15 protein-coding genes are annotated in these 18,758 nt (G+C 70.7%); all 15 read right to left on the bottom strand.

The genetic code is table 11. The features are described from left to right. Nucleotides 1-25 precede the first annotated feature (25 nt). Nucleotides 26-799, bottom strand: a complete 774-nt coding sequence (locus ACLFRB_RS03285; RefSeq protein ID WP_411067572.1) for a class I SAM-dependent methyltransferase — start codon at nt 797-799, stop codon at nt 26-28. Nucleotides 800-981: 182 nt separating this feature from the next. Then, entirely contained in the window at nt 982-2,451 is a 1,470-nt protein-coding gene (locus tag ACLFRB_RS03280; RefSeq protein ID WP_411067571.1) for a lipopolysaccharide biosynthesis protein, read from the bottom strand. A 69-nt stretch (nt 2,452-2,520) separates the two neighbouring features. Further along, the gene (locus ACLFRB_RS03275; RefSeq protein ID WP_411067570.1) at nt 2,521-3,369 is read right to left on the bottom strand and encodes a sulfotransferase domain-containing protein; all 849 of its coding nucleotides are present in this window, start codon (nt 3,367-3,369) and stop codon (nt 2,521-2,523) included. After that, nucleotides 3,369-4,643: a glycosyltransferase gene (locus ACLFRB_RS03270; RefSeq protein WP_411067569.1), complete on the bottom strand. Its 1,275-nt coding sequence runs from the start codon at nt 4,641-4,643 to the stop codon at nt 3,369-3,371. Before ACLFRB_RS03270 ends, ACLFRB_RS03275 begins: the two co-directional genes overlap by 1 nt. Continuing rightward, complete coding sequence (locus ACLFRB_RS03265; protein ID WP_411067568.1) at nt 4,643-5,812, bottom strand: glycosyltransferase family 4 protein; 1,170 nt, start codon at nt 5,810-5,812, stop codon at nt 4,643-4,645. The genes ACLFRB_RS03270 and ACLFRB_RS03265 overlap by 1 nt, the downstream gene beginning before the upstream one ends. Then, nucleotides 5,809-7,776 carry an XrtA/PEP-CTERM system amidotransferase gene (locus ACLFRB_RS03260; protein WP_411067567.1) on the bottom strand — a complete coding sequence of 656 codons (1,968 nt, stop codon included), beginning with the start codon at nt 7,774-7,776 and terminating at the stop codon, nt 5,809-5,811. The genes ACLFRB_RS03265 and ACLFRB_RS03260 overlap by 4 nt, the downstream gene beginning before the upstream one ends. Next, nucleotides 7,776-8,975: a TIGR03088 family PEP-CTERM/XrtA system glycosyltransferase gene (locus tag ACLFRB_RS03255; RefSeq protein WP_411067566.1), complete on the bottom strand. Its 1,200-nt coding sequence runs from the start codon at nt 8,973-8,975 to the stop codon at nt 7,776-7,778. Before ACLFRB_RS03255 ends, ACLFRB_RS03260 begins: the two co-directional genes overlap by 1 nt. After that, nucleotides 8,975-10,549, bottom strand: a complete 1,575-nt coding sequence (gene xrtA, locus ACLFRB_RS03250; RefSeq protein WP_411067565.1) for an exosortase A — start codon at nt 10,547-10,549, stop codon at nt 8,975-8,977. Before xrtA ends, ACLFRB_RS03255 begins: the two co-directional genes overlap by 1 nt. Continuing rightward, nucleotides 10,546-11,805 carry a TIGR03087 family PEP-CTERM/XrtA system glycosyltransferase gene (locus ACLFRB_RS03245; protein ID WP_411067564.1) on the bottom strand — a complete coding sequence of 420 codons (1,260 nt, stop codon included), beginning with the start codon at nt 11,803-11,805 and terminating at the stop codon, nt 10,546-10,548. The genes xrtA and ACLFRB_RS03245 overlap by 4 nt, the downstream gene beginning before the upstream one ends. Continuing rightward, entirely contained in the window at nt 11,802-12,851 is a 1,050-nt protein-coding gene (locus tag ACLFRB_RS03240) for a FemAB family XrtA/PEP-CTERM system-associated protein (RefSeq protein ID WP_411067563.1), read from the bottom strand. The genes ACLFRB_RS03245 and ACLFRB_RS03240 overlap by 4 nt, the downstream gene beginning before the upstream one ends. Beyond that, nucleotides 12,848-13,702: an XrtA system polysaccharide deacetylase gene (locus tag ACLFRB_RS03235; protein WP_411067562.1), complete on the bottom strand. Its 855-nt coding sequence runs from the start codon at nt 13,700-13,702 to the stop codon at nt 12,848-12,850. The genes ACLFRB_RS03240 and ACLFRB_RS03235 overlap by 4 nt, the downstream gene beginning before the upstream one ends. A gap of 5 nt (nt 13,703-13,707) precedes the next feature. Next, a complete protein-coding gene (locus ACLFRB_RS03230; protein ID WP_411067561.1) occupies nt 13,708-14,670 on the bottom strand; it encodes an XrtA/PEP-CTERM system-associated ATPase in 963 nt (320 codons plus the stop codon). A gap of 9 nt (nt 14,671-14,679) precedes the next feature. After that, nucleotides 14,680-16,197, bottom strand: coding sequence for a TIGR03016 family PEP-CTERM system-associated outer membrane protein (locus ACLFRB_RS03225; protein WP_411067560.1), 1,518 nt, complete (start codon nt 16,195-16,197; stop codon nt 14,680-14,682). A gap of 76 nt (nt 16,198-16,273) precedes the next feature. After that, a complete protein-coding gene (locus ACLFRB_RS03220) occupies nt 16,274-17,134 on the bottom strand; it encodes an XrtA-associated tyrosine autokinase (RefSeq protein WP_411067559.1) in 861 nt (286 codons plus the stop codon). Next, entirely contained in the window at nt 17,131-18,744 is a 1,614-nt protein-coding gene (locus ACLFRB_RS03215) for an XrtA system polysaccharide chain length determinant (protein ID WP_411067558.1), read from the bottom strand. Before ACLFRB_RS03215 ends, ACLFRB_RS03220 begins: the two co-directional genes overlap by 4 nt. Nucleotides 18,745-18,758: the final 14 nt, after the last annotated feature.

Genomic DNA, 18,758 nt, shown 5'->3' with positions numbered 1-18,758 from the left:
CAGGGGCGGTCCGAAAACCTGGACATCACTGGGCATGGGGGGCTTCTCCCTTGAGCACGAAGGCATGGCACAGCAGGCGACCCGCCCCGGGGGCATGGTCCAGGGCCCGCGCCGCCCACGGCCGATTGAAAAGCCGCTGGAGCCGGCTCCAGCCCTCCGGCATTACGGGAACCCAGTACAGCTGAAGGTTCCGGACGCCCCTTCGGCGCAGCAGGCGAGCGAGACGGCGGGGGGACTCGAAGCGCACCTCCGCCGGTTCGCCGCGGACCTTCCTGGCGCCGCGCGCCCAGAGATCGAAGGCGCTGCCCCCGTTCAGGCCGTCGAGCCAGACCTCCCCGCCGCCGCGTACCACCCGGGCCAGTTCGGTCACCAGGGCATCGGAGGCGGACAGGGCCTGGGTAACCCCGAAGCACAGCGCCCCGTCCAGGCTGTCGTCCGCCAGGGGCAGCCTACCGGCGTCTCCCAGGGCCCAGAGCGTGTCGCCCGTCCCCCGGGAGCGCGCCTTCTCGATGGTGGGCAGGGAGTAATCCAGGGCCAGGACGCGCTTCCCGCGCTGCTCCAGGTACCGGGTATAGGTACCGGCCCCGCACCCGGCATCCAGCCACAGGGGGCCGTTTCCCTCCGGGGTCCAGCGCATGCGGAAATGAGCCAGTCGGGCCTCCAGACCGTGCCGGCTCCACCCCGCGATGGCGGCGTCCTCCTCCTGATCCGCGAACCGCTCGAACCGCTCCCGCCATTTCCGCTCGAAGTCCCCATCCAGCCACCGGGGGTCCGGTTTCTCGCAAGGGTCCGTGGACATGCACTCTTCCCATGGGCGGGGACGGCGGCCCCCGGACAGCCCTTCCCCCGGAGGGGGAATAGCCGGCAGGCCCGAGTCCCACCCTTACCAACTTTCGCGGACACGCGGGTATCCGTGCGTCCACCGTCTCCCCTACGGCCCTTCCCTTGCCGCGGACGGGCTTGGCACCGCCGGAGGTCCACCTAGCGCTGGAAGGCGGGCATCCAGGCCCGGAACTGCCCGAGCACATACTCCTCCCCCCCGTCGGGGCTCCCGGCCGTCCGCCACAACCCCAGCACCGTGGCCGCATACAGCAGCCCGCCCCCCGCCACCAGGGCCGCCACATCCGCACCCGGGGGAACGCCCTCCAGGTAGGGCCCGGCCGCCTGCAGGCCCATGGCCATCACCAGCGTCGCACCCACGGGCCGCCAGAGCACCGCGGCCAGATCCCCCAGCTTCAGGGACAGGGACCGCTTGACCACCCACAAGCGGACCGGCACCAGGAGGAAGTTCACTCCCAGGTACGCCCATGCGGCCCCCACCACCCCCCAACGGGAAACCGCGTAGACCAGGGCCGGGATCAGGAGCCCGACCTTGATGGCGTTGAAGATGGGGGGGAGATGGGGCTGGTTGATGGCCAGGTGGATGCTCATGTTGACCACCGCCAGGGCCTGGGCCATGCCCGAGACGGCCAGGATCTGCATGACGGGAATGGCCCGGTCCCACTGCCCGCCCAGGAGCAGGGGCACCAGGAGAGGCGCCAGCAGGGCCAGCCCGGTGGCGGCCGGCATGGCGAGAAGGGCCACCAAGGACAGGGCCTTCAGGTAGTAGCGGCGCAGGGTGGCGGGCTCGTCCTTGACCTTGGAGTACCCCGGAAACAGCGCCTGGTTCAGCGGCTTGACCATCTCCACGGTGGGGAGGTTGGCGATCTCGTGGGACACGCTGTAGATGCCGATGGAGGAGGCCCCGGACAGCTTGCCGATCACGATGGGTCCGGACTTGCGGTCGAAATAGGACAGGATGCTGGACACGAACAGCCAGGCGGAGAAGCCGAACAGGTCCCCGAGCCGGGCCAGGGAGGGCCGTGGCCGGAACGGGCTGACCCAGAAGGACATGGCCGTGAAGGTGGCCACCCCCAGCGCCATGCCGAGCACCAGGGCCCAGTGGCTCCGCAGGTACACCGCCAGGGAGACCGTCACGAGGAAGGCGAGGACCTTCTGGGTGACCTGAAGGCGGAAGATCTTGCCCATCTGGAGCTCTTTCTTGAAGAACTCGATGCCCGGGTTGTAGGCCCGGTCCACCAGCGCCACCAGACCCAGCACATAAACGATTGGCTCCAGCCGGGGCTCCTCGAAGAAGGCCGCCATGGGCTTGGCCAGCAGGGCCAGGGCCACCAGCGCCAAGAGCCCGAAGGCCATGTTCATGGTCCAGGCCGTGTCGTAGTGGCTCCGGTCGGCGTCGCGGCGCTGGATGATGGCCTCGCCGAAGCCGAAGGCCCCCAGGAACTCCACCAGGGCGTAGATGGAGGTGGCCAGCGCCACCAGGCCGAAATCCTCAGGCGTCAGCAGACGGGCGACGATGATGGTGCTGATCATGCCGATGCTTCTGACCACCACCCGCATGCCCAGCATCCAGGCCGCCCCGGTGGCTATCCTTCCTCCTAGGTCGGACATGAACGGGCTCTATCCTCTGCGTGGGGACGGGGCAACGGCGGCGCGGGACCGGGCGGAGCCCCGGTCCCGCTATTCGCGCCCCACTCCGATCCCGGTTAGCTCACGGAACCTCCGGTTCTTCGGTGCGAACCATCCTTCCAGCTCTTGCCGGTGCGCGCCGTCCAGGGGCGGAATGTCCTTCGTCAGCGCCCGACCGATGGCGTGATAGGCGGGATCCGGCATGACCCGCCGCGCCAGATCCGCGACCCGCTTCAGGCCGCGGTCGTCCTGGAGGAGCCGGTACAGGTGCCACCCCAGCCCGTTGAAGGTGTAGGATCGATTCTTGTGGAGCGCGGGCAGATCCTCCCCTTCCATACGGGGTACGCCGATGAAATCGAAGCATTCCCCCGCCACCCCATGGGGGTCCCGCCACAGGTCCTCGGCGCGCAGGACGAGGATGCGCTCCAGGGGGAAGAACGGCAGGTACCGCTCCAGCTGCCCCGCGTAGTCGCTGGCCGCCAAGTACATCGGATCCTGGGCAATGGCCTCGCGGAAGGGCAGCCGCTCGTAGCCCAGGCGGACGTCGTGCCAATAGGCGGAATAGGTGCGGGCCACCGGCTCCCGGACCACATAGATCAGCCGCGCCTGCGGGCTCAGTGCGTGGAGTCGCTCCGGGACCCCGGCCAGGGGGGTGGCCCGCTGGCCGTTGCCCAGGGGGTCGGTGGAGTAGCTGGTGGAGGCATCCAGCAGCACCCGGTTCTCCGGACCGGGGAAGCACTCCCGGTACCAGTCCAGTCCCCGCTCCCGGTTCTGGGTGAGGAAATGGGGCTCCTTGGGCCGCGACAGGGCGATCTCCGGATGGCTGTCCAGGAGCTCCGCCAGCGTCGTGGTCCCGGCCTTCGGCGCGCCGATCAGGAACAGGTCCGGCGGAAAGGCCATCAGCTCCCCTCCTCCGCCGGCGCCGTTATCTTACGGAATTCCTCCACCAGCACGGCCACCCGATCCTCCCAGCCGTTGCGCTCGGCGAACGCCCGGATCGCCGCCCGGTCCCAGGGGGTCCGAAGGGCCCCGTCCAGGGCGCCCCGCAAAGCCTCCGGATCCCCGAAGGGCACGATGCGGCCCACCTCCTCCCGGGAGACCACCTCCCGGTTGCCGCCCACGTCCGTGGTCACCACGGGCAGCCCGCAGGCCATGGCCTCCAGGAAGACGTTGGCCCACCCCTCGTGGCTCGTGGCCAGCACGAACAGGTCGGCCGCGGACAGGGGTCCGCGCAGCCGCTCCGGCGGCAGGGGGCCAAGGAAGCGCACCGTGTCCTCCAGGCCCAGGCGCCGCGTCCGTTCCTCCAGATAGGCCCCCATGTCGCCCTCCGGCCCCGGGCCGCCGACGACCAGGTATTGCAGGCCGGGGTGGGCCGCCCGCAGCGCCGGCAGCACCTCCAGGACCCGGTGGAACCCCTTGCGCTCCACCAGCGCGCCCACCGAGACCAGCACCGGGGCCTCCTCCGGGATCCCCAGATCCCGGCGGGCCCGGCCCCGGTCCGCGGGCCGGAACTTGTCCGCGTCGACCCCGTTGGGGATCACCCGGGTACGCCCCGCCGCCCCAAGGTCCTCCGCCAGCGCCCGGAGGGAGGCGGAGACGGCGAACACCCGGTGGCTGCGCGTCATGGCCCCGCGCAGCAGCCTCCGCCCCACGGGGGAACGGGCCAGGGGCGGCTCCGTCCCACGCAGCGTCACTGTTACCGGCAGGCCCAGCCAGCGGCCCAGCCAGCCCGCGGCATAGCCGTCGGGATAGGCGAAGTGGGCGTCGAGGATCTCGGCGCCCCACTCCCGCCGCAGCCGCCGGACCGTGCGGAAGGCGCCGAGGGCCTGGAACAGGCCGTCCAGGCCCTTGGCGACGCCGGGCACGGAGAAATAGCGGGGGAACAGGACCCGCACCCCGTCCTGCCATTCCTCCACGGGCTTCGGCGGCCGGAAATGCGGCCGGAAGCGGCGGATCGCCCCCTGGAAGGGGAACCAGGGCGCGGGGCTGACCACCACCAGGGGCAGGTGCCGGGCCACCCGGAACATGCGCTCGCGGATGAACAGCCCGGCCCCGGGGTCCCCCGCGTGGGGGAAGAGCTGGCTGAAGACCACCACGCGGGGCCCTTTCCCCGAGGGGTCGGGGGCGTCGCCCCGCCCTTCCCCCTGCACCGGGCGGTCGCGCTCCAGCAGCATCACGTGGCCTCCGGGGCACGGCCGTCCACCACCGCGAGGACGCGGCGGGCGTTGGCCTCCCAGTGGAACCCCTGCTCCTCCACGGCGCGGGCGGCACGCAGGGACAGGGCGTTCCGCAGCCCGGGATCCAGGGCCAGGCGGGTGAGCTGGCCGGCGAGCCCCTCCACATCGCCGGGCCGGAACAGCAGGGCCTGCCGGCCATCCTTGACCACCTCGGCGATGTTGGGTCGGTCCGGGGCCACCACGGGGCGACCGGTTGCCAGGTACTCGAAGAGCTTGATCGGCGAGGCGTAGGGGGTGACGTCGGGCTGGACCGCCACGTCCATGGCGGCCACGTGGTCGGGCACCGCGTCCCGGGCCACGGCCCCGGTGAACACCACCCGGTCCGCCAGGCCCAGCTCCCCCGCGCGCTCCCGGAGCGCCGGGACGGCGGGGCCGTCCCCCACCAGCAGGAGCGTCGCGTCCGGCCGATGGGCCACGACGCGGGCGAAGGCCTCCAGCAGGTCGTGCACCCCGTGCCAGGGCCGGATCCAGCCCACGAAGCCGACGACGAACCGGTCCTCCAGCCCCAGCTCCCGCCGCACACCGTCCCCTACCACACCCGTATGGAAGCGCTCCCGGTCCACGCCGTTGGGCACCACCAGGAACCGCTCCTCCGGGAGGCCCCGGCGGACGAACAGGTCCCGCATGGCGGCCGAGACCACCACCGTCCGGGTGGCCCCGGCGCAGAGCCGGTCCTCCACGCGCCGGGCCAGGCCCTGGAGGACCAGGCCGCCGTGGTCCTTCATCTCCTGGCTCAGGGGGGCGTTCACCTCCAGGATGAAGGGGACCCGGAAGAGCCCGGCGGCCAGCCGCCCGGCCACGCCGAACAGGGCGTAGCGCTCGTAGACGAAATCCGGGCGCCACCGCAGGATGGCGACCGCCAGGGCGAAGAAGGCCGGCACGTTGTAGCCCAGGGCCAGCATCTCGTAGAGCCAGTGCGGCAGGGGCAAGCCCAGCAGCGTGGCGTTGTCCCGCCGGCCGCTGTCGCTGCGGCCGCCGCCGGCCGGAAGTGGCGGCCCCATCAGGCGCACCTCGTGGCCCAGGCCCTCGAAGGCGCGGCACAGGGCCGTGATATGGACGCCCTGGGCGTCCTCCCCCCGGGTACGGTGGTGGTACAGGATCCTCATGGCGACGCCCCCGGCTGGCTCGTGGCCGGACGCGGACTGTCTGCGGGGGCAGCAGCGCCCGGATACGCCGGCTCCCGATGCAGATTCCGCAGGAAGGCCGCGAACATGAGCAGGGCCCACAGCACCGCGCCGTGGTCCCATTGCCCGGACTGGTGCTCTTCCAAAAGGCGCTCGAGGGCGCGCCGGTCGAACAGGCCCGTGTCCTGGAGGTCCGGACCGAGCAGGGCCTCCCGGACTCGCTCCCGCAGTGGCCCGCGGAACCAGCCGTCCACCGGCACGGCGAACCCCATCTTGGGCCGGTACAGCACCTCGTCCGGAAGGTAGGGCCGCAGGGCCTTCTTGAAGAGGTATTTGCCCTCCCCGTGGCGGTACTTGTAGCGGGGAGGCAGCTCCGCCGCCCACTCCACGAATTCGTGGTCCAGTACGGGGACCCGAACCTCCAGGGAGTGCGCCATGCTGGCCCGGTCCACCTTGGTCAGGATGTCGCCGGGGAGGTAGGTCTTCATGTCCAGGTACTGCACCTGGGACAGGGGGTGGTCGGGGGCCCTGCGAGCGTGGCCGCGCAGCACCTCCACCGCGTGATAGCCCTGCAGGTCCCGGCGCATCCGGTCGCTGAACATCGCCCGCCGGATGCCCTCCGGCACCACCCCCATGTTGTCCAGGTAGGCGTCCAGGCTATCCCGGGCCACGGACTCCAGGGTGGCCTTGGCCCGCAGGACGCGGGGCGCACGGTTGAGCTTGGGGTAGACCCGGGCCAGGGCCCCGAACAGGGGACCGCGCAGGGCCCGGGGGACCCGCCGCCGGACCTGCTCCTCGTGGACGTGCCAGCGGTAACGCCGGTAGCCGCCGAAGCTCTCGTCACCGCCATCCCCGGAGAGGGCCACGGTCACCCGCTTCCGGGCCTGCTCGCAGACCCGGTAGGTGGGCATGGCGGAGCTGTCGGCGAAGGGCTCGTCGTAGATGCCGGCCAGGCGGTCCACCAGGTCGAAATCCGAGGGGTCCACCTCCGACACCGTATGGTCGGTGCCGTAGCGCTCCGCCACGCGCGCCGCGTGGGCGGCCTCGTTGTAGCGGGGATCGCCGAAGGAGATGGAGCTGGTCCGCACCGGCTCCTCGTCGGCCCGGGCGAGCATGGCCACCACCGCGCTGGAGTCCACGCCGCCGGAGAGGAAGGCCCCCACGGGCACATCGGCCACCCGCCGCATGCCAACCGCCTCCGACAGCTTCTCGGTGAGCTCCTCCGCCACGCTGTCCTCCGCCGGCCGGGAGTCCCCCTCGGCGAAGGCCACGTCCCAGTAGGCCTCCGGCTCGGGGACGGGCTGCCCCCTGCGCACCATCAGGCGGTGGGCCGGCGGGAGCTTGCGGACCCCCTTCAGGATGGTGCGCGGATCCGGCACATAGCCGAAGGCGAAGTACTCCTCCACCGCCGTCGGCTCCAGGTCCCGGCCCACCCCAGGGTGCGGCAGCAGGCCCTTGAGCTCGGAGGCGAAGGCCAGGGTGCCGTCATCGAACAGGGCGTAGTACAGGGGCTTGATGCCCATGCGGTCCCGGGCCAGAAACACGCTTTGCCGGTCCCGGTCCCAGATGGCCAGGGCGAACATCCCCCGGAACCGGTGGACGCAGTCCGGCCCCCACTCCCGCCAGGCCTGCAGGACCACCTCCGTGTCGCACCGGGTGCGGAACCGGTAGCCCCGGTCGCGCAGCTCCCCGGCCAGCTCCCGGAAGTTGTAGACCTCGCCGTTGTAGACCACCGCCACCTTCCCGTCCTCGCTGAACAGCGGCTGGTCCCCGCCGTCCAGATCGATGATGGCCAGCCGGCGGTGGCCGAGGCCGAGGCCGGCCTCCACATGGATCCCGTTCCCGTCGGGTCCCCGGTGGTAGAGCCGCCGGTTCATGGCCTCCACCAGGCCGCGATCCATGGGCCGCGTCCCGCGGGTGTCGAACAGCCCCACCAGACCACACATCAGCGTGCTCCTCCTTCGGGAACGGGTCCGTCGGCCAGGGGGCCCGCCCCCGGGCCGAGCAGCCGGCGGTAGACCTCCAGATAGGCCGCCACCATGGCGTCGATGCTGTAACGCTCCTCCACCCGCCCCCGGGCGGCCCGGCCCATGGCGGCGCGGCGGTCCGGGTCCGCCAGGGCAGCGGCCAGGGCCTCCCCCAGGGCCCGCGGATCGCCAGGGGGTACCAGCAGGCCGGTCTCGCCGTCGGCGATCAGCTCCGGGTTGCCTCCCACCCGGGTGGCCACCACCGGCAATCCGCAGGCCATGGCCTCCAGCACGGTGTTGGAGATGCCCTCCGCCAGGGAGGGGAGAACGAACAGGTCGAGGTCCGGAAGGAGCTCCGCCACGTCCGCCCGCTCCCCCGGCAGCCACACCCGGTGGGCCAGGCCGGCCTCCTCCAGCTCCTCCCGGGCCTTGCAGCGGAGGGAACCGTCTCCGATCAGGGCCAGCCGCGGCGCTGTCTCCTTCGCCCCTTCGGCACCCGCCACCCGGATGAAGGCCCGCACCAGGGCCAGCGGGTCCTTCTCCCCCTCCATGCGGCCCACCCAGCCGATCACCGGCGCCGCTGCGGGGAACCCGGCCCGGCCCCGCAGCGCCCCGCCGCCGGTGCCAGGCCGGAACCGCTCCACATCCACGCCGTTGCAGATGCGGGTCATGCGCTCCGGGCGCACGCCGATGGCCCCGCCCAGGTAGCCCTCCAGGTCCCTGGAAAGGGGGATGAAATGGTGGACCAGGGGGCGCATGGCCCGCCGCAGCAGCCGGTAGCGCCGGCTGGCCCCGTCCAGATCGGCCATGTCCCAGCCGTGCTCGCCGTGCACCCGCCGCCGCACTCCGGCCAGGGCCGCCGGGAGCTGGGCTTCGATGGCCGCCAGGTTGCGGGTGTGGACCAGATCCGGCCGCAACCGCCGGAGGAGCCGCCAGAGCCGCCCGTACAGGCCGATGTCCAGGCCCGGGCGCTTGTGGAGGGCATGCACCTCCACCGCCGGATCGAGCCGGGCGGCGAATTCCGAGTACCCCTCCAGGCAGATCACCGCGTGCCGCAAGGTCTCCGGAGGGGTCCGGTTGATGAGGTTCACCAGGCCGTTCTCCATGCCCCCCACGCGCAGGGAGTGGACCACGTGGGCCACAAGCGGCGGGCTGCAGTCCGGTCCGGCAGCGGCCATCACCGCCCCTCCTCGGTCAGGACCCGCACGACCCGCCCGTCGCGGGTCAGCCCAGGATGCTTCGCCAGGAAATCGGCGACCCGCTCCCGAGCCACCTCCGGTTCCCCGTCGTAGTCGGAGGCCACGGCGATGAGAGTGGCGTCGGGGCGCCCACCTCGGACCCGCTCCCAGGCCATCCAAATCTTGCCCATCACCGGATGGGCGGTGAGGTGGCCGCCAACGTTGTACCAGTGCCATACCAACCGCCGGTCCCCGGGACCGCGGAGCCGGAGCTCCCGGACCCCCAGCTCGCCCCCCTGCTCGGGGAGATCCAGGCGGGCCCGACCTTCGCCGCTGCGCAGCCAACGCTTTCCGTCGTGAAGATGGTTGCCGGAGGCGATCAGCTCCTCGCCCTGACGTTGGTCGTAGAAATGGATAAGGAGCACGTGGACGTTCCCCTCCGGGGAGCGGTAGACACGCCGCAGGGCCCGGTCGGCGCCTCGGAAGTCGGGGCGCCAGCTGTCCTCCACTGGGAAGGGCCCATTCCAGGGATCTTCGGCGGCGGGAAGGTCCAGGCTCGTGGCCCTGATGGGCGCGCCCGACCGGTCCAACCACCCCGCCCCGGCGGGACCGGCCCCCGCCACCGCGAGCACCGCCAACCCGGAAAGCGCCAGGGTCATGGTCCCCCGTCCCCCGTCCTCCGGGGCCTGCCGGTTCGGGGCCTCCGGGAACCGGGACTCGGCGTCGCGCCAGAGCCCGCCAACCCAGAACAGCAGGACCATGACCACACCGAAGAACACCCAGCCGTAGATGAGGTGGTCCACCCCGGTGGCCAGGGCCATGTCGCTCCAGCGGGCCAGCATCACGATGCCGTAGGCGCGGAGACCGTTGGCCAGAACCGGCACCGCGGCGGCGGCGACGACGAAGGCCAGCCGCCGCCAGGGGGAGCGGTAGTTGAGGTAGGCGAACAGGGTGCCGATGGCCAGGGAGGCAATCAGGTAGCGGATGCCGCTGCAGGCCTCGGCCACCTCGAAGCGCCCCTCCGGGATGGAGAGGTAGTGGCCCTCGCGGTACACCGGCACCCCCGACAGCTGGAGGCCGGCAACACTGAAGTCCGCCGTGAAGTCCTGGAGGATGGGCACCAGACCCTCCCCCAGGGGCACCGCGAACAGGAGGAAGCCCAGGGGGAAGGCGGCGGTCCGGAGGAACCGGGCGCCGAGCAGCGCCCAGAGCCCGGCGGGGACCATGGCCACGAAGGTCAGGTGCTGCAGGAACAGCACTTCGGCCTGCCGGGCCACCAGCCAGATGCCCGCCAGCAGGGCCAGGGCGAGCACCCCCTTCAGGTCCGGCTCCAGGGGCAGCCTTGCCAGGGCCCTCCGGCGGCGCCACAGCAAAAAGGCGGAAACCGGCACCACCAGCATGCCGTGGGCGTAGGTCTCCGAACGCCACCAGATGGCGGCCATGGACAGGGCGGTCTCGTGGTAGAGCCCCACCAGCCCCGCCAGGAGAAGCAGGGCCAGGAGGAGGGGCCGCACCTCGGCCCGGCTCCCGGCTCCCTGGGTCGACTGGAGGCCTTCCGGGGCGGGCACCCTCATCCCGCCGCCTCCACCGGCGCCTGCCCCACCACCGTTCCGGCGTCCCCCGCGGGCCCGGCCTCCAGCAGGGAACGGAAGCGGGCCAGGTTGGCCTCCCAGGCGTAGCGCTCCGCCACCCAGTCGCGCAGCGCCTGCCCGGACACCGGGGGGGGGTCGGAGAGGGCCGCCAGAGTGGCCCGGCGAAGGGCCTCCGGGTCCTCGCCCACCAATGGGTAATCGGCGAGCCCCTCCAGCCCGTCCAGGGCCGCGCCCGTGGCCACCACCGGCCGCGCCATGGCCATGGCCTCCAGCACCTTGTTCTGGATGCCGCGGGCCACGCGGAGAGGAGCCACGGCCGCGTCCGCATGGGCCAGGTAGGGCCGGATGTCGGGAACCGTCCCCGTCACCTCGATCCCCGGACACCGCCCCAGGTCCAGAACGGTGTCCGTGGGCCGCGCCCCCACCACGAAGAAGCGGGCCGCCGGCAGCCGCTCCCGGATCCCCGGCCAGACCGCCTCGGCGAACCAGGTCACCGCGTCCACGTTGGCCCAGTAGTCCATGGCCCCGGTGAACACCAGGACCGGACCGCTCTCGGGATACGGATTTCGAAGGTCGGCGCCGGGAGTGAAATGCTCCACGTCCACCCCGTTGCCCACGGCGGCGAGCCGTCCCCCGGCCTCGGGGACGGCGGCTTCGAGCAGCTCCCGCTCCGGCCGGGTCACCAGGACCGTGGCGTCGAAGTCGAGGGCCGCCCGCCGCTCGTGCTCCCGCAGCCGCCGCCCCTCCCGGCGGAAGATCCAGCCCATGGGCCCCGGTCGCATGCGGCCGTACTGCGCCCACTTGGCTGAGTCCACATCCACCATGTCGAGCACCCGGCGCGCCTCCGGGGCCCGCTCCTGCGGCACGTACTGCGCCATGGCCGAGGAGAACACCACCACCCGCCGCGGTTTGACCGCGCGGAGCGTGTCGCCAACCCATGCGTCCATGCGCCGGTCCCGGTAGAAGGGCAGCGACAGGGGGCTGCCCGCCACCAGGCCCCCCAGGCTCCGGAGCCGGGCCCGGCCCCGGCCCAGGGGCACCAGTTCGGCGGTGGCGCAGTACCGGGCCGTCTGCTTGGCGTACCGCCAATCGGCCGGATCGTCGACGAAGGCGCCCAGGTGGACGTCGTAGTGGCGGCTCAGGTATTCCAGCAGATGGAACGACCGGATCTTGTCCCCCTTGTTGGGGGGATAGGGGATCCGATGCGCCAGGAACAGCAGGGGGGGCTTGGCGCTCATCCGAGATTCCGCGCGATCAGGGGCCCGATCAGCCGGGCCATGGGCAGGGGCAGGCGCTTCCAGGCCTCCACGAACATCCGGTACCGGGGGTTGGAGGGACTCACGTCCGGGACCTCCCGCCCCCGCACCAGGTGGTATTCGTAGTACAGGGGCTCGGGCTCGAACCCCCAGTGCTTCTTGAACCGGTAGGAGCCCGTGTCCCGTTTGCTGCGCCCGTAGTCGAAGACGGTGTAGCCCCGCTCCACGGCGCGGCGCAGGAGGTCCCAGTACATGAAGTCGTTGGCCTTGAGGTCGCGGGCCGCCGGCCCTCCCCCGCCGTAGTAGGGCAGCACCTCGTCGCGGAAGTAGAAGGACAGCACGCTGCTCACCGCCCGGCCGCGATGCTCGATGGTGAGCACCTCGCAGGCGTCGCCGAACACCTCGCGCAGCGTGCGCATGTAGCGCTTGGGGAACACCGGCGTGCCCAGGTTGCGGACGCTCTCGGCGTACAGGGGGTAGAAGCGCTCCAGGTCGTCGTCGACCACCCCCTCCAGGCCGGCCTCCATGCCCTTGCGGATCATGGCCCGTTGCTTGCGGGGGATGGCCTTGAGGTTGGCCTCGGGATCGGGATCCAGGGCGCGCCGGAAATGGACGTACCGCTCGCCCTGGGTGGGCCAGTCCGGATGGCGCGGGGCCTCCTGGCGCAGCTCCAGGTGGTCCACGCCCAGGCGGTCGGCCAGGTCGCAGGCCGCCCGCTCCAGGGCGGCGCGAGTCTCCTCGCTCCGCCCCACCACCCCTGCCCGCACGCAGAAGGGCAAGGAGATGAGGGCGTCCCCGAACAGGCGGCTGCGGATGCGGCCCAGGGGCAGGATCCCGTCCACCTCGCCGTCGCGCTCGGCGAACAGGAAGTGGGCGCGGTGGCCGAGCCCCTCCTCCAGGACCCGGCGCCAGCCGGCGCGGTGGAAGAAGGTGGCCTCGGGCGCGGCGTCGACGAAAGCGTCCCAGCGTGCCTCCTCGCCGCCGCCCATCTCCCGGATGACCGGATCGGTGACCCCGGTGACCGTCATGCCTGCTCCTCTCCCAAAAAGATCCGATCCATGCGCTCCCACCGGAAATCGCCGAGCAGCCGCCGCAGGCGGGGCTCGGTCCGGTGGAGGTTGACGTAATGGCGGAAGCGGGTCCGCGGGGCGACCCCCCGCTGGCGCGGCTGCCCGGGGTCGATCTCCCAGGGATGGAAGTAGAAGACCGCCGGCCGACCCTCCCGCCGGTTGATGCGCCGCAGGCCCCAGCGGAAGTAGGCGTAGGGCAGCAGCCGGAAGAAGCCGCCGCCCCCGCATGGGAGGTTGCGCCCCGCCGCCCGCACGGTGGAGACGGGCACCTCGATCAGGTCCCGCCCGCCGGGCGCGTGGGCGAAGCGGGGCGCATCCGGCGCCCCGTAGAGGTCGTGGCGGATGGGGTTGACGCTGGAGCTGTAGCGGTGGCCCTCCTCGCGCAGGACGTCGAAGGCCCAGGCGTTGTCCGGGCCGACGGAGAAGCTGGCGGCCCGATACCCCCGGACCGGCCGGCCCGTGGTGTCCTCGAGCAGGGCCTTGGCGTACCGGACGTCGGCGCGGAACTCCTCCAGGGACTGCTCGTCGACCCGGATGTGCCCGTAGCCGTGGCTGGCCACCTCGTGGCCGTTTTCCGCCAGTCGCCGCACCAGGTCCGGGTAGCGCTCCGCCACCCAGCCGAGCACGAAAAAGGTGGCCCGCGCCCCGTGGTCGGCGAAGAGCTGGAGGATCCGGTCGGTGTTGCGCTCCACGCGATGCGGCAGGCGGTCCCAGTCGGCGCGGTCGATGTGCCCGGCGAAGGCGGAGACCTGGAAGTAGTCCTCCACGTCCACGCTCAAGGCATTGGCGGTGGGATCGAGGCCGTCCATGCCCCCTACCCGTAGCGCTCGGCGAGGGCCTGGTTCAGGCCGTCGCGGGTGGCGCTCAGGGCCTCCTCCAGGAGCTCGATGCGCCGTTCCAGGCGGGCCACGCGGGAACCCCCCTCGGCGGATTGCTCCTCGCCGTCCCCCTCCTCCTCGTCCTGGAGCTCCATGTTGAGCTCCTGGGCCACGGCCTCCACCGTCTCCACCGAGACCTCGTGGAGCCCCTCCAGGTAGCCGTACAGCAGGAGGCGGTCGCAGAAGGTGTTGATGGAGCGCGGCACCCCCCGGGTGTACTGGTGGATGGCCTGGAAGGCCTCGTCCGAGAGGGCCGGATCGTGCTGCCAGCCCACGTTGCGCAGCCGGTGCTCGATGTAGCTGCGCGTCTCCTCCTCCTCGAAGGCCGTCAGGTGGCAGCTGGCGATCACGCGCTGGCGCATCTGCTCCAGCCGGGGGGACGCCAGGGTGTCCCGGAACTCCGCCTGACCCAGCAGGAAGCTCTGGATCAGCGGCTGCTCGCCGTCGAGAAAGTTGGAGAGCATGCGCAGGGATTCCAGGCTCCGCGCCGGCAGGTTCTGGGCCTCGTCGAGCAGGAGGAGGACCCGCCGCCCCTCGCGGCGCTGCTTGCGCAGGTAGGACTCGAACTTGCGCAGCAGGGCGGCCTTGCTCAGGCCCTCGTTCTCCAACCCCAGGGCGCCGGCCACCATTCGCAGGAGGTCGTCCGGCTCCAGTTGGGTCATCACCAGCTGGGCCGCCACCACGTTGCGCTGGCGCTTGAGCTCGGCGAGCAGCATCTGCACCAGGGTGCTCTTGCCGGTGCCCACCCCGCCGGTAACCACTACGAAGCCGTCGCCCTGTCCCAGGCCGTAGCGCAGGTAGGCCAGGGCCCGGCGGTGCCCGCGGCTGCCGAAGAAGAACCGCGGATCGGGGCTGAGCTGGAAAGGCTTGCCCTGCAAGTTGTAAAAGGACTCGTACATGGCGTTTTCCTAGAAAACCTTCCTGAGGAGCAGGGTGACCGAGTTCTGGCGGTATTCGGCGCTGGACTGGTTGGAGTCCCGGCGCAGGTACTGGTAGTCCACGGAGGTGGTAAGCTGCCGGCGCAGCTCCCGGGCCAGACGCACCCCGAACCGCCAGACGTCGTCCTTCCGGTCCCCCTGGAAGGCCAGGTCGTGGTGGTCCCAGGACAGCCGGGTAATGGCCCGGGTGCGGGGGGCAATCCGCCACGTCCAGCCGGTGCCCGCGCCGTAGCCCTCCTCCTCCAGTCCCGTGCGCTGGTAGTCGCGGGACTCCTGGTACCCCGAGAGCCGGAACTGGCTCTTACCGGTATCGGCGGTGACGTCCGCGTTCCAACGCTTGCGCAGGAAGACGTCCTGGACCTGCAGGGAGAAGGGCACCTCCAGGAGGATGGGATTGCCCTCCTCGTCGGTGATGGTGTTGCCGCTGGGGTCGGTGAGGCGCATATTCAGCGTGTCGGCCTGGAGCTGGGATTCGGTCTCGATGGTCTCGGAATACCCCACCTGCCAGTTCGTCTGCCGGGTGCTGTGCTCCAGGTTGGCCCGCCAGGTATTGCCGAAGTACCGCTCGCCGTAGGCTCCCTCCAGAAAGGTGCGAGGGGTCGGGCTGTAGCGCATCCCGGCCTCCCAGAAATCGCTGCTCAGGTCGCCCCCCGTGGCATCCCCCGTGGGATCGGTCTCGTAGTCGTTGTCCTCGTAGCCGTACATCCCGAAGACCTCGGTCTTGCTTCCGAGACGGTGGCTGAGCTCGCCGGAAGCCCGCTCGAAGGTGCGGTCGGGCCAGTCCTCCAGGCGCTCCTCCTCGCGGGAGTAGCTCGCCCGCCAGCCCAGGTCGTCGTAGCGCTCCCCGCTGTCCAGGGAGGCGCTCACACCGTTGCTCTCCGTGTCGGACAGGGACTGGGTCTCGTAGTCCACCCGGTTGTAGGTGTAGCGGGCCCGGGCGTCGGCGAAGCTCCCCAGCCGCTGCACGTAATAGGGGCTCAACTCGTAGGTGGCCACGTCCGTGCGGTTGGCCGTGGGCACCAGGTTGGACTCGGGGACCGCCCCCAGCGGAGAGATGAGCTGCTGGGTATAGGAGGCGGCTCCGTCCAGGAACAGGTGGTTGCGCCACAGCTCCCCGGTGCCGTTGGCCTCCAGCTGGTGGAACACCCCGTCGCTTTCCGGGTTGCGCACGTAGAACAGGCTCTGGGCCTGGTAATCCAGGTAGGCCTGGGTCCGTGTCCCGTCCCGCTCCACCCGGATGCCCGGAGTGATCTGGGAGATCAAGTCCCACTCTTCCTCGCCCGGGGGGGCGAGGGCGAAGTTGTCGCTGATGGTCTCCCCCAGGGTCAGGCGCGGGGCCAGGACCCACTCCCCGGCGCGGTCCCCGGACTCCGTGCCCTCGTCGGTCCCCTCGCCGAAGGGGGTGGCACCGAACAGGGCGCCCGTTCCCTGGGCCGACACACCCTGCCCCAGCACGGGGGCCGGCGCGGCGAGGGCGGTTGCCACCATGGCGATCACCCTTCCTGCCTTGAAGGGGGCGGCACCGGAGGCGGCGGGCGTGATGGACGAAAGACGACCGGCGCGCTCAGCCGTACTGGCCATAGTAGCCGCCGTAGTAGGAGCCGCTGGCAAACCGCTCACCCTTGTTCAGGATCGATCCGACCCACTGGTTCTCCGTATCGAGCAGCCCCATGGCCTCGTGCACGAGATTCTGGGGAGTCCTGCCGGACTCCACCACCAGGAGCACCTGGCCCACGGAGCTGGCCAGCACGGTGGATTGGCTCGTAACCAGCAGGGGGGGCGAATCGAAGAGCACGATCCGATCGGGATACCGCTGGGACAGCTCCTCCGCCACCTGGGCCATTTGGCCGCTCGCCAATAGCTCGGTGGCGTGGGGATGCCGCTTTCCCGCCGGGACCATGGTCAGGCGCGGCATATCGGTGCGGAGCAGGGCCTCGCTGACATCCCGGTCGGGGTCCTCCAGGAGGTCCGAGAACCCCGTCATGTCCCGACGCGCCAGCCAGCGGGTGAGGGAGGCCTCCTCCAGGTCGCCGTCCACCAGCAGGACCGTGTGGTCCCGTTCCATGGCCATGCTCACGGCCAGGTTGAAGGCGGTGAAGGACTTGCCCTCGCCCTGCAGGGCGCTGGTGACCATGACCAGGTTGCTCCGGGCCAGCGTCCGGCGCTCCTCATGGAAAGCGTTCATGAGCAGGGGACGCTTGATCAGCCTGTATTCCTCCGCCAGGCGGCTGTCCGTGTCCGTGGGAGACAGGAGCCCGCGCCGCCGGAGCCGTTTGAAGGGCAGCTGGATGTCCACATCCTCTGGCGCCCGTTCGCCGTGCGCCTTTTGGGGCTGCTGCTCCCGGGCCTCCTCCGACCCGGTGGAATCCATGTCCAGGGCGGGACTGCCTCCCATCTGGTCCATTGCCTTTTCTATGCTGCTCATAGGGAAATCCCCCACGCGTTGAGCCAGGTCTCTACGGGTCCTGTTCCCCAGAAGGCAACGGCCAAGGCAACCCCATACACGAGGAGCAACAGGACCATTCCCAACAGGTACAGCAGGCCTTCGGTTCGCTTGCGGGCGGCGGTGGCCCGGGTGCTCACCTGGGATACCGTCCCCAGAACCGGCAGACCCGTGGCCTCGAACAGGCTCCTCCGGGAGTCGAACACCGGGCGGACCTGAGCCATTAGCACCCCCAGGACCATTCCCGCCCCCACGCTGCCGAACAGGCCGCCGCTCACCAGCAGAGGCCGATTGGGCGCCACGGGCTCGACAGGGGTCTGGGGCGGGTCCACCACCCGGAACTGCACGTCGTCGCTGCTACGGCCCGCCTCCTCGGAGATCTGGGCATTCTGCAGCCGCGCCAGGAGCTTCTCGTAGTTCTCCTTGTTCACCTGGTAAGTGCGGTTCAGGCTCGCCAGCTTGGCCTCCACCTGGGGAATGGTGTCCACCTTCTCCTTCAGGCTTTCCACCTCTTCCTCGTGCCGCTCCGTCAGGGCCTGTAGGGAGGCCACCTCCGCCTTGGCCTCGGACAGGGCGGTGCGGAGGTTCTGGTAGTACTCGTTGCCCCCCAGGTTGGCCTCCGGGCCGCCGCTTTCATCGCCTTGGTCGGCCGAGGCAACCTGAGAGGACTGTTGTTCACCCTGCTGTTCCTCCAGGTTCTCGATGGTGGCCTCCAGATTGCGGACATCGGGATGCTCATCGGTGTACTGCAGCCGGAGCTGGTCCAGCTCTTGTTGGAGCTGCGAGACCCGTTGCTCGAGCTCGCTCGGCTCCTCCGCCCCTGAAGGGGACTGCGCGGTCCGCTCCATAACCCCATAGGTAGGCTTTTCGCCGGCCAGCTGCTTCTCCAGGGCATCCCGGCGCTTCTCGGCGGTCTCCAGCTGCAGCCTGGCCTCCTCGAGCTGGGCCTGCCTGCTCTGCAGCCGCTCGTAATAGTCCCCGCGCTCGTCGGGCATCTCGCCGGTATGCTCGCGCTTGAAGTCCATCAGGCGCTGCTCGGCCTCTTCCAAGCGCCGCTCGTATTCCTTGAGCTTGTGCGTCAGGAATTCCTGGGCGTTGGCCGAATCCTCCCGGGTATCCCCGAGGCTCTCCTCCACGAAGAGGTCCAGCAGGGCCTGGACCACCTGCTCGGCTCGATTGGCATCGGTATCGCGGTAGGTAATTTCGTAGAGGTTGAACTCGCTGGTGGCATCGATCTCGATCCGTTCCCGGAGGCGGTCGACAAGATCCTTCATGCCGTTCCTTCCGTCGGCCTGAAGGTCCAGGTCCGTCTCTCGCGCCACCTTCTCCAAATTGGGGCGGCTAAGCAGAGTCCGGGCCATCAGGTTGACCCGCTCCTGGGTGTTGGTATCCACCACCATTCCTTCCAACAGGGGCTCGAGCACGGAATGGGTATCCACGTGGACGCGGGCGTTGGCTTCGTACTTGTCCGGCAGGTAGTACACCAGGGCCCACGAGGCGAGAGCGATGGCCCAGGCCGTAAGCAGGACGGACCAGCGGAAGCGCAGGACGCCCCGCAGATAGGTCGTAAGCTGGCTTAGCATTTCACGCATGATCGGTTACCAAT

Source organism: Thiohalorhabdus sp. (assembly GCF_046545655.1).
Classification (GTDB): domain Bacteria; phylum Pseudomonadota; class Gammaproteobacteria; order Thiohalorhabdales; family Thiohalorhabdaceae; genus Thiohalorhabdus.
The sequence above is the reverse complement of the archived record's forward strand: the minus strand, read 5'-3'. Positions and strand labels throughout refer to the sequence as shown.

Coding starts and splice junctions, on each gene's coding strand:
- ACLFRB_RS03285 (WP_411067572.1), bottom strand. CDS start 799: ATGTCCACGGACCCTTGCGAGAAACCGGACCCCCGGTGGCTGGATGGG.
- ACLFRB_RS03280 (WP_411067571.1), bottom strand. CDS start 2,451: ATGTCCGACCTAGGAGGAAGGATAGCCACCGGGGCGGCCTGGATGCTG.
- ACLFRB_RS03275 (WP_411067570.1), bottom strand. CDS start 3,369: ATGGCCTTTCCGCCGGACCTGTTCCTGATCGGCGCGCCGAAGGCCGGG.
- ACLFRB_RS03270 (WP_411067569.1), bottom strand. CDS start 4,643: ATGCTGCTGGAGCGCGACCGCCCGGTGCAGGGGGAAGGGCGGGGCGAC.
- ACLFRB_RS03265 (WP_411067568.1), bottom strand. CDS start 5,812: ATGAGGATCCTGTACCACCACCGTACCCGGGGGGAGGACGCCCAGGGC.
- ACLFRB_RS03260 (WP_411067567.1), bottom strand. CDS start 7,776: ATGTGTGGTCTGGTGGGGCTGTTCGACACCCGCGGGACGCGGCCCATG.
- ACLFRB_RS03255 (WP_411067566.1), bottom strand. CDS start 8,975: ATGGCCGCTGCCGGACCGGACTGCAGCCCGCCGCTTGTGGCCCACGTG.
- xrtA (WP_411067565.1), bottom strand. CDS start 10,549: ATGAGGGTGCCCGCCCCGGAAGGCCTCCAGTCGACCCAGGGAGCCGGG.
- ACLFRB_RS03245 (WP_411067564.1), bottom strand. CDS start 11,805: ATGAGCGCCAAGCCCCCCCTGCTGTTCCTGGCGCATCGGATCCCCTAT.
- ACLFRB_RS03240 (WP_411067563.1), bottom strand. CDS start 12,851: ATGACGGTCACCGGGGTCACCGATCCGGTCATCCGGGAGATGGGCGGC.
- ACLFRB_RS03235 (WP_411067562.1), bottom strand. CDS start 13,702: ATGGACGGCCTCGATCCCACCGCCAATGCCTTGAGCGTGGACGTGGAG.
- ACLFRB_RS03230 (WP_411067561.1), bottom strand. CDS start 14,670: ATGTACGAGTCCTTTTACAACTTGCAGGGCAAGCCTTTCCAGCTCAGC.
- ACLFRB_RS03225 (WP_411067560.1), bottom strand. CDS start 16,197: ATGGTGGCAACCGCCCTCGCCGCGCCGGCCCCCGTGCTGGGGCAGGGT.
- ACLFRB_RS03220 (WP_411067559.1), bottom strand. CDS start 17,134: ATGAGCAGCATAGAAAAGGCAATGGACCAGATGGGAGGCAGTCCCGCC.
- ACLFRB_RS03215 (WP_411067558.1), bottom strand. CDS start 18,744: ATGCGTGAAATGCTAAGCCAGCTTACGACCTATCTGCGGGGCGTCCTG.